Annotated in this window: 10 protein-coding genes and 1 tRNA gene; 3 read left to right on the plus strand and 8 right to left on the minus strand. The window is 69.0% G+C overall.

Annotated elements, in window-relative coordinates:
• Together ACFP1K_RS40445 and ACFP1K_RS40450 are read left to right on the plus strand one after the other, a co-directional pair.
• Nucleotides 1–140: helix-turn-helix transcriptional regulator (locus tag ACFP1K_RS40445; RefSeq protein WP_380763799.1), on the plus strand; the 140-nt coding region annotated here is incomplete at its 5' end.
• On the plus strand, nucleotides 140–1,375 hold the full coding sequence (locus ACFP1K_RS40450; protein ID WP_380763781.1) for a tyrosine-type recombinase/integrase: 1,236 nt from the start codon (nucleotides 140–142) through the stop codon (nucleotides 1,373–1,375). The genes ACFP1K_RS40445 and ACFP1K_RS40450, both read left to right, overlap by 1 nt.
• Before the next feature lie 76 nt (nucleotides 1,376–1,451).
• Here the strand turns inward: ACFP1K_RS40450 and ACFP1K_RS40455 are convergent.
• Nucleotides 1,452–1,527 (minus strand) — tRNA-Arg (locus ACFP1K_RS40455).
• A gap of 112 nt (nucleotides 1,528–1,639) precedes the next feature.
• A complete protein-coding gene (locus ACFP1K_RS40460) occupies nucleotides 1,640–1,867 on the minus strand; it encodes an RNA-binding S4 domain-containing protein (protein ID WP_380763783.1) in 228 nt (75 codons plus the stop codon).
• Between the two features lie 175 nt (nucleotides 1,868–2,042).
• Between ACFP1K_RS40460 and ACFP1K_RS40465 the strand changes: the two genes are divergently transcribed.
• Entirely contained in the window at nucleotides 2,043–2,630 is a 588-nt protein-coding gene (locus ACFP1K_RS40465; protein WP_380763785.1) for a sensor histidine kinase, read from the plus strand.
• 3 nt (nucleotides 2,631–2,633) lie between these two features.
• Here the strand turns inward: ACFP1K_RS40465 and ACFP1K_RS40470 are convergent, their stop codons facing one another.
• The 6 genes from ACFP1K_RS40470 to ACFP1K_RS40495 all read right to left on the minus strand — a co-directional run bounded on the left by ACFP1K_RS40470 (nucleotide 2,634) and on the right by ACFP1K_RS40495 (nucleotide 7,674).
• Entirely contained in the window at nucleotides 2,634–3,089 is a 456-nt protein-coding gene (locus ACFP1K_RS40470) for a MaoC family dehydratase (RefSeq protein ID WP_380763787.1), read from the minus strand.
• A gap of 10 nt (nucleotides 3,090–3,099) precedes the next feature.
• The gene (locus tag ACFP1K_RS40475) at nucleotides 3,100–4,380 is read right to left on the minus strand and encodes a hypothetical protein (protein ID WP_380763789.1); all 1,281 of its coding nucleotides are present in this window, start codon (nucleotides 4,378–4,380) and stop codon (nucleotides 3,100–3,102) included.
• Nucleotides 4,377–4,880: a SigE family RNA polymerase sigma factor gene (locus ACFP1K_RS40480; RefSeq protein WP_380763791.1), complete on the minus strand. Its 504-nt coding sequence runs from the start codon at nucleotides 4,878–4,880 to the stop codon at nucleotides 4,377–4,379. Before ACFP1K_RS40480 ends, ACFP1K_RS40475 begins: the two co-directional genes overlap by 4 nt.
• A 39-nt stretch (nucleotides 4,881–4,919) precedes the next feature.
• Nucleotides 4,920–5,324, minus strand: coding sequence for a TIGR03668 family PPOX class F420-dependent oxidoreductase (locus ACFP1K_RS40485; protein ID WP_380763793.1), 405 nt, complete (start codon nucleotides 5,322–5,324; stop codon nucleotides 4,920–4,922).
• Nucleotides 5,325–5,349: 25 nt separating this feature from the next.
• Nucleotides 5,350–6,708: an MFS transporter gene (locus tag ACFP1K_RS40490; protein ID WP_380763795.1), complete on the minus strand. Its 1,359-nt coding sequence runs from the start codon at nucleotides 6,706–6,708 to the stop codon at nucleotides 5,350–5,352.
• A 69-nt stretch (nucleotides 6,709–6,777) separates the two neighbouring features.
• Nucleotides 6,778–7,674 (minus strand): LLM class flavin-dependent oxidoreductase, encoded by an 897-nt coding sequence (locus ACFP1K_RS40495; RefSeq protein WP_380763797.1) that lies wholly within the window; start codon nucleotides 7,672–7,674, stop codon nucleotides 6,778–6,780.
• Nucleotides 7,675–8,918 lie beyond the last annotated feature (1,244 nt).

Genomic DNA, 8,918 nt, shown 5'->3' on the forward strand with positions numbered 1-8,918 from the left:
TTCAGGTCAGCCGGTGGACGCTCTATCAGCTGATGAACTCCGGCGAACTGGACTCGATCGTGGTGGGTGTGCGCTGCCGTCGCATCCCGGAATCCGCGCTGGACGACTACCTGGCCCGGCTCTGCGAGGAGGCGGCTTGATGGCCAAGCGTGCGAACAGCGAAGGTTCGATCTTCGCCTACAAGGCCGGGTACGCGGGCTATGTGTGGGTCACCACGCCGGACGGCAAGAGGACCCGTAAGTGGTGTTACGGCAAGACCCGCGAGGAGACCCACGAGAAGTGGCTCAAGCTCCATGCGGAGGCGGCCAAGGGGCCGGTGGCCACGAAGCATCCGACGCTGGCTGACTACCTGTCTCGCTGGCTGTCGGAGGTGATCGAGCCGAACCGGGAGCCGACGACTTACGTCGCTTACGAACCGCTCGTGCGGCTCTACATCGTTCCCGGCCTCGGTAAGAAGCGACTCGACAAGCTCACGGTGCGCGATGTGCAGACCTGGCTCAACGAGTTGGCCACGCTGTGTACCTGCTGCGATCAGAGAAAGGATCACAAGCGGCCGGCATCCAAGCAGCGATGCTGCTCAAAGGGCCAGTGCTGCAAGGGGTACCCGTCGCGCAGCACGATCGCGAGCATCCGGCGGGTCCTTCGTTCCGCACTCGGCAACGCTATTCGTGAAGAGCTGATCTCGAAGAACGTCGCCGCGTTGACCACGCTGCCCAGCGCTAGCAAGACCAAGAAGAAGCGGCAACACGGTGTGTGGAGTGTCGACGAGGCTCGTCGGCTGCTTGAGCATCTTCGAGGTGATGACGATCCGCTGTATGCAGCCTACGTGCTGATCCTCGTTCTCGGCCTTCGACGAGGCGAGGTGTTGGGGCTGGCCTGGGACTGCGTCGACCTGGGCGGCGAGCAACTGTGGATCTCTCGCCAGCTCACCCGGGTCGGCGGGCAGCTTCTCCATCGGAACACGACCAAGACGGAGGACTCGACGGCTTCCCTGCCGCTGCTCGGACTTTGCGTCTCGGCGCTGCGTCACCGACAGCGGGTACAGGAGGACGCGCGAGAGAAGGCGGCCGGCAAGTGGCACGAGTCCGACCTTGTGTTCACGACCCGCAACGGCACTCCGATCGAACCGCGCAACTTCAACCGGGCCTTCGACACACACTGCCGAAATGCCGGCGTTCCGCGTATCCGGGTCCATGACACTCGGCACACCTGTGCCTCGTTCCTAGCGGCCCTCGATGTGCATCCCCGGGTCGCGATGCGTGTGCTTCGTCACTCGCAGATCTCGATGACCATGGACGTCTACACACAGATCCCCTCGGCCGACACCAGGAAGGCGCTCAACCGGTTGAACGAGAGCTTGGGTGGTGACGCCTGAGGGCGTAGCTGTACATCGCTGCTGTACGGAGATCAAAAAAGGCCACTTCCGCAGATTGGAAGTGGCCTTTGAGCTGTGGCGCGGCCGGGAGGATTCGAACCCCCAACCTTCTGATCCGTAGTCAGATGCTCTATCCATTGAGCTACGGCCGCTTGCTCGTGGACAAGCATAGCGGGTCTTGGAGGGTGTGCCGAACCGGATATGGGGGGGCGGTGGGCTGAGCCGTGAGGGGGGTGGCGGTCAGGGGGGGCTGTGGGGTGGGGGTTAGGAGACTACGTGGATCTTGAAGCCTTCGCCGGTTACTGTCTGGCCGGGGCGGATCTTGGCGCGTTTGCGGAGTTCTACGGTGCCGTCTACCTGGATCTCGCCGTCGGCGATCAGGAGTTTGGCCAGGCCTCCGGTTTCCGCGATGTCGCAGGCCTTCAGGAGGTCGCACAGCGGGATGTATTCGGTGCGGAGGCGGAAGGTGCCTTCCAGGAAGCTTTGGTCCACGAGGAACAAGCATAGGCAGGAGGGGGACTGGGACAGACGGCGCAAAATGGGGTAGAGGCCGACAAACCCTCTGCAAAGTTTCTTGTGGGTGGGGCGTGGCGTCTGGATTGTCCGGAAATGATCCTTGGTGGTCGTCGGGGGGAAGCGGACAACGGCCGGCCAGGAGCTGCGGGCAATGGATCAGCTAGCGTTGTACGGCGTCGGGGGGCTGTCCGCGCAGGTCGTCGCGGGGGGCGGGCTCGCCGTTCTCGGGGTTGTGGTGATCGTCTTGGTGCTGCTGCGCAGGCGGCGGCGCAGGGCGGCCACGGTGCTGGACTCGCATGCCAGGCATGTGCTGGAACTGAGGCGGTTCCTGTTGCGGGTGCAGTACGACTATCCGCGGCCCACGCTCGCCGATCTTGTGCAGTCCTCCCGCAGGGGAGGGCTGACGGTACGGCTTCATGTGGCGGGGGCGCCGAGTGCGTTGCCCGATGACGTCGATCTCGCGGCGATGCGGATCGTGCACGAGGCCCTGGTGAACGTGTACCAGCATGGGACGGCCAGTGCCACGGTGACCCTTCGATACCGGCCGGACCGGGTGGTCATCACGGTCGACAGTTCGCTGAAGGAGCGGGGGGCACCCTCGCCGAGGCGGCACCGCGGGGTGGAGGCGATGCGGCATCGGGCCGGCAGGGTCGGCGGCACGGTGTCGGCGGGGGCGCACGAGGGGGGCTGGCGGGTGCACGCCGAGCTGCCGCTGGTGGCGCAGACGGCTTTCGTGTAGCGGCTAGGCCGTGATGTACAGGGCCAGGGTCTCGGCCACGCAGGCCGGGCGTGGCTGGTCGCGTACCTCGACGGTGACGCGGACGCTGGACAGTTTGCCCGCGGGGGTGTTCTTCAGGTCGAGCAGTTCGGCGCCGGCCCGGATGTCCGCGCCCACGGGGACGGGGGACGGGAAGCGGACCTTGTTCAGGCCGTAGTTGACGGCCATCTTCAGGCCTTCGATCCGGATCAGTTCCGCCATGAACGACGGCAGGAGCGCGAGGCTCAGGTAGCCGTGCGCGATGGTCGTGCCGAACGGCCCCTGGGCGGCCCGTTCGGCGTCGACGTGGATCCACTGGTGGTCGTCGGTGGCGTCCGCGAACAGGCTGACCTGTTCCTGGGTGACGCGGCGCCAGGGTGTGTATCCCAGGTGCTCGCCGGTGGCGGCTTTCAGTTCGTCCAGGTTCGCGAAGATCCGCATGGCCAGAATCTTATTCTACGGGCGGCACCGCGGCCAGGTTGAGCACCCAGTACTCGTCCGGCTTCTCCGAGGCGTCGGCCCCCCAGTAGAGCACCAGGCTGGACGACGACGAGATCCCCTGGCCGAACGTCCCTCCGCCATTGCCGTTACTCGCCCCGATGCCGCCGACCGCCCCGGTGACCCGGTCGTAGACGGCGGCGGCCGGCCGGTACGACCCGTCCCCGGAAGCGCCGGCCACGAAGACCACGACGAACCGGTCGGCGATCAGGGAGTCGATCCCGACGCCGCTCAGCCCGGGAAGCTCCTGCCGGCCGGAACCGTCGAGTCGCTGCACCACGGCCGTCGGCTTCCTGTCCTTGACCGTACCGCCGAAGCAGAAGCTGGGACCGCAGCGCACGTTCTGGAGGCCCTCCGTAGCCCTGACGATCTTCCGGGCCTGGGTCTCCAGGTTCACCAGCACGGTCTGCCGGCCCCTCCCTCGCTCGTCCATGAGCGGCTTCTGCGTCACCCACGGCCAGGTCAGCAGCCGGTACCCGGATGATTCGGTGAACTCCTCCATCACGCCGCCGGCGAGCGGCATGCTGAAGACACCGCCTCCCGCCAGGGACCAGACCAGCCGCCCGCCCGCGACGGCGGCCTGCTCCACCGCTTCCCCACTCAGCGTGGTGATCAGGCGGGGCGTGCCCCCCTCCCGGCCCACGACCCAGAACTCCGTCACCCGCTCACCGTCCCGCGTCCCGACGGCGTACCAGATGACATGTTCGGCGTCGGCGTCGGCGCCCTGGACGTAGTACGGCACCAGATCAGGACGTTCCGGCATGGTGGCGAGCACCGTACTGGTCCCGAGCGCGATGTCGTACACCTCGATCCTCTCGAACCTGTCGGGGGATCGCTCGGCGAACACGAGCAGATGGCGCGGGTCGAGCGCCGTGATCGGGCGGTACCGCCACCCGTCCCCCGCGCCGGCCGGCATCTTGAAGACGGCGCCCGGCCAGACGTCCTTCGCCGGTCGCGCGGGAAGCGCCGGCGCCACAACGGCCGGGGTGAGGAGCGGCGCGGTGGGCGTGACCGCGGCCGGCCCCAGTGCGGCCCCGTTCCCGCCGGCGTTCCGGATGGCCGCCGTCCCGCCGCCGGCCACGATGACGACGGCCGCCACCGCGAGCGCCGTCCGCGTCCGAGCCCGTGTGCGGGCGGTCCGGCGGGCCGCCACGGCCGCGGCGAGGTCGCCGAGCGGCTCGGGGGCGACCCCGGCGGCGGCGCGCAGCGTGCGGGCGAGGTCCTCGGTGTTCATGACGACCTCCCCTCGGGGACCAGGTCCTCGTAGCCGATCCTGAGCTTGCCGAGGGCGCGGGACGCCTGGCTGCGCACCGTGCCGCGGGATACGCCGAGGACGCCGGCGATCTCCTCGTCCGTCAGGTCCTCGTAGTACCGCAACACCAGCACCGCCCGCTGCCTGCGCGGCAGCGTGCCGAGTGCCGTCCAGACGCCGGTGTCGCCGCCGAGCCGTTCGATGTCAGTGTCGGCGTATCCGCTCTCGGGGACGACGGCCATCAGCTGCTCCCTCCTCCTGCGCCGCCACCAGCTGACGTGCAGCCGGGCCATCGCCGTGCGCACGTACCCTTCGGGGTTCTCCTTGTTGCGCACCCGCGGCCAGGCGTCGCCGAGGCGCATCAAGGCCTCCTGCACGAGGTCTCCCGCGTCCTCGGCGTTACCGGTCAGCACGAAGCCGTACCGGTACAGCGCGCTGCCGCGGCTGCGGACGAACTCCACGAAATCGGTGGCCTGCTCCACGCTCCAAGGACGCACGACCCCCCGCCGCTGTTGCATCGGCTAGGAGCGGCCGGTGTACGCCCAGCTCACGTACCGGGTGACCTGGACGGCGATCACCGGGCCCTCGGGCGGGCGGGCGGCGTACTGGGGGTACTTGGCGACGAGGGGCGCGAGGATGCGGTCGTCGCCGGTCTGGACGGACGCCCGGCCGTCGGCGCGCACCCACCACAAACGTGTCCAGTCGTCCTCGTAGTGGTCGACGAGAAGGGAGACCCGGGGGTCGTGCTCGATGTTGCGCAGGCGACGCAGGGCGGTCGTCGTCTTGGGCTTGTGGTCGACGGCGGTCACGACCAGGTCCCCGTGCGTCGCGAACGTCACGGGGACCAGGTGCGGAGCGCCGTCCGGCCCGACGGTGGCGAGCCTGGCCACGCGGGCGTCACGGAACCGGGCGCGCTCATCGTCCATTACGGCATCCAAGCACGCGGACGGCTCATCTGGCCGCAACGGGACTCGGGGGCGTCATCACCACGTCGTTCACCCGAGGACGGGCGTAACGCGGCGCCACCCACAGGCCGGCCAGGGCCAGGAGCACGGCGACGGCGAAGACCGTCCAGTAGCCGGAGCCGGTGGCGGTGAAGATCGCGCCGGTGACGGCGACCGACACCACCGAGAACACCATCTCGCCGACCTGGAGCGCGGAGCTGTTCGCGCCCTGCTCGCCCGGCCCGGACAGTTCCAGGGTGAGCACGGACAACGTCGGGTAGACCAGGCCCATGCCGAACCCGGCGACGATCCACGACGGGTAGGCGACCGCCACGGGGACGGCGTCGAGGGTCACCGCGCTCATCAGCAGGATGCCGAGGCCGATGGCGCCGGTGCCGGCGAGCAGGTTGGTCGTGCGGCCGAACACCTCGCGGCCCTGGAGCCAGGAGGCGAACGACCAGGTCAGCGCGCCGCCGGTGAGGGCGAGGCCGGCCGCGAGGGGGGACATGTCGCGCTTGCTGATCAGCATGAGGGGCACGATCACCTCGGCCGCGAAGAACGCCCCGGCGGTCAGGCCGCGCAGCCCCACCACCGCGGGCAGCCCGCGTGCCGCGCGCATCGTCCCGGCGGGGAGCAGCTTCGGCAGGGCCAGGGCGAGCACCACGAGCCCGGCCACCAGCAGCGCCGGGTTCTCGGCGCCGCCGTACTGCATCAGTCCCGCGCCGACGGCGGTGACCGCGGCCCAGGCGAGGTTGCGGCCCAGCCTGCCCGGCGCGCCGCTCGCCCCCTGGCCGCCCGCGAGTTGCTGACCGGCGAGGCCGCGCAGCAGCAGTACGGCGGCGAAAACCGTGAGGGCGGGGACGGCGAGGAACACCCAGCGCCAGCCGACGCCGTCCACGGTCGCCCCGACCAGCGCGGGCCCGACCATGGAGGGCACCACCCATGCCGTGGCGAACAACGAGAAGATCTTCGGGTGCAGCTCCTCCGGGTAGACCCGCCCCACCACCACGTACAACGCGACGCTGACCAGCCCGCCGCCGACCCCCTGCACCATCCGTCCCGCGATCAGGGTCTCCATGTCCGGCGCCAGCCCCGCCACCGCCAGCCCACCCGCGAACGCCGCCGTCCCGTACCAAAGCGGCGCCTTGGGCCCGCGCAGGTCCGCCCACCGCCCCCCGAGCACCGTCCCCACCACACCGGCCGCCATCGCCCCGCTGAACGCCAACCCGTACAACCGCACCCCGCCGAGCTCGCGTGCCACCACAGGCATGGCAACCGCCACCGCCATGTACTCGAACGCGACCAGCGACACCATCGCCACCAGCCCCACGGTCAACGCCCGATACGTCACGCTCTTCTGTGCCATGCCTCGACGTTATGACCTGGTATATCCAATTACATCGGGCAAAAGCCCTAAGTCCTCACCTCCCGAGGCTTAGGTAGTCCCCCGCTCCCTGGCCACTTCGGCCCGCAGCGCCGGGGCGACCTCTTCGCCGAAGGTGCGGATCATGTCCGGGTCGTCTCCCCCGATGTAGAAGCCGCTGAAGCCGTGCTCCAGAACGAGGGAGAGCAGATCGTCCACCCACTGCTCGGGCGGTCCCTGGAGGAAGGCCTTGCCCACCGGGGAGAAGCCGATGTTGAACAGGTTGAGGTGGCGGCGGATCTGCCTGGGGTCGCGCCCCGCCTCGGTCGCGGCGTCGTCGATGAGCCTGTTGGACTCGGCGATGCCCGGTTCCTTGATGTAGTCCAGCGTCGGCAACCAGCCGTCCGCCTTCCGCCCGGTCAGCCGCAGCATGCGCGGTTTGTAGGCCCCCAGCGAGATCGCGATGTCGTGCGCCGGTCTCGGCCCACGCTTCATCTGCGGGATCTCGTAGTGCTCCCCCTGATGCCGCAACGGCCCGTCCGCGTCGACGTCCCACACCCCCCGCAGGATGTCGATCGCCTCCTCCAGCGCGTCGATCGACTCCCCCGCGCTCAGCCGCCGCCCCGTCATCCGGGCGGCCGGTATGGGCACCCCCGCCCCCAGCCCCATCTCGAACCGTCCCCCGGAAAGGATGTCCAGACTCGCCGCCACCCGGGCCAGCACCGCCGGAGGCCGCAACGGCAGACTCGTCACATTGGCCGACACCCGCAGCCGCGACGTCCGCGCCGCGATCCACGTGAGGAGGGTGTACGTATCCAGGAACGCGGCGTTGTACGGATGATCCTGAACGGTCACCATGTCGAGCCCCACCTCCTCAGTGAGCCCCGCCAGCCCCACGACCTCCTCCGCCACCCCTGCCTCCGGAGTGACGAACGTCCCCAGCACCAGATCATGCCCGTAGTCAGGCATACCGCGCCCTCCTCACCACCCCGAGCGGACCCGTGTCCGCCCAGGTCATGTCATCCGTAGTGGATAACCGGGCAGCGGTCCAGCTATTCCTCGCCCTTCGTTCCCAGGACGCCCGAGCGAAGCCAAGTACGCGATGGATCAGCTGCCGGGACTCGGGTGACCGTACGAGGACAGCGGCCTCCTGGAGCCGGAATCTCCTCGATGGGGTAGAGCGCCCCGACCGCACCGTCCAGCTGGGGTTGTGAACGCGTAGGCGGTTCGGGATGGCTAGAACCGGATGCCGGGACGCTCCGGTTCAGCGGGGACGCGCTTCGGGGGGGCGGGGTGACCACTATCTAGAGCAGCGTGGGGAAGGGACGGTCCCTGCCCATGGTGACGGGGCCGGTGCTGCTGTACGGGGGGTGGCATGCACTACCACTGCTACGTGTGGGTGGGGCAGGGGAGCGATCAAGGGCGGGAGGGGGAGCGGCGGCCGGGGCATCCGGAGTTCGGGGCGTCGGGGCTGCCGCCTATGCGGACCTGTGACTGGTTGCTGAAGCCGGGTGGAGTGATCGACTTTTCTGCGGAGGGGGTGGGGGAGGTCGTGGAGTGGATGGGCCGGAAGTACCGGGTCATTGAGCCGTCGCTTCTCCACCCTGCGGATGAGGGGCGGATCGGGTTGGACAGCCGACTGGAGGAGGCGGAACGTTCCCTTGCCGGCGGTGTGGATGTGCAGTGGGGGTTCTGGCTGATGGCGGGGCGGTACAGCACCATCGCCGCCATCTGCTGTTCCCCGAACCGGCATGCTCGGTATCCCTGCCCTGCTTCCTGAATTCTGACAGCGCAAAGTGTCCGCTCCGGACTTTGACGGCGTGAGGCAGAGGGTGAGGCTTCGATTTCAGCGGTGGGGACCACGGCCCGGTAAGCCTGGAAAAGCAACCCGACGTCGGAGACGAGGCCAATTCAAAGAACACCAGGCGCGACACGAAGCGCACCGTGATGCCATCGGCGCTGGTCCCAGAGGCAGGGCACAGGGCGGGTGGCAGCGGGCGGGCACTTTGGGGAACGCTTCGAATCAGCAGCTGGCAACACCGCCGGTAGGCCTGGAAAAAACAGTCCGACGCCGAAGGCGAGGCCCATTTCAAGGAGCGGTGGGCGCGACAGGGCCGGCGCTTCGAAAGGGAGGTGGGGGTGGCTGGTGCGCGAGGGTTGACGTTGGCGATCACGGTGCGGTGGGGGTGGGACGTTGGGAGGGGCGGGGGTGG

Origin of the sequence: Sphaerisporangium aureirubrum, assembly GCF_042658925.1 — a bacterium.
Taxonomy (GTDB): Bacteria; Actinomycetota; Actinomycetes; order Streptosporangiales; family Streptosporangiaceae; genus Sphaerisporangium; species Sphaerisporangium aureirubrum.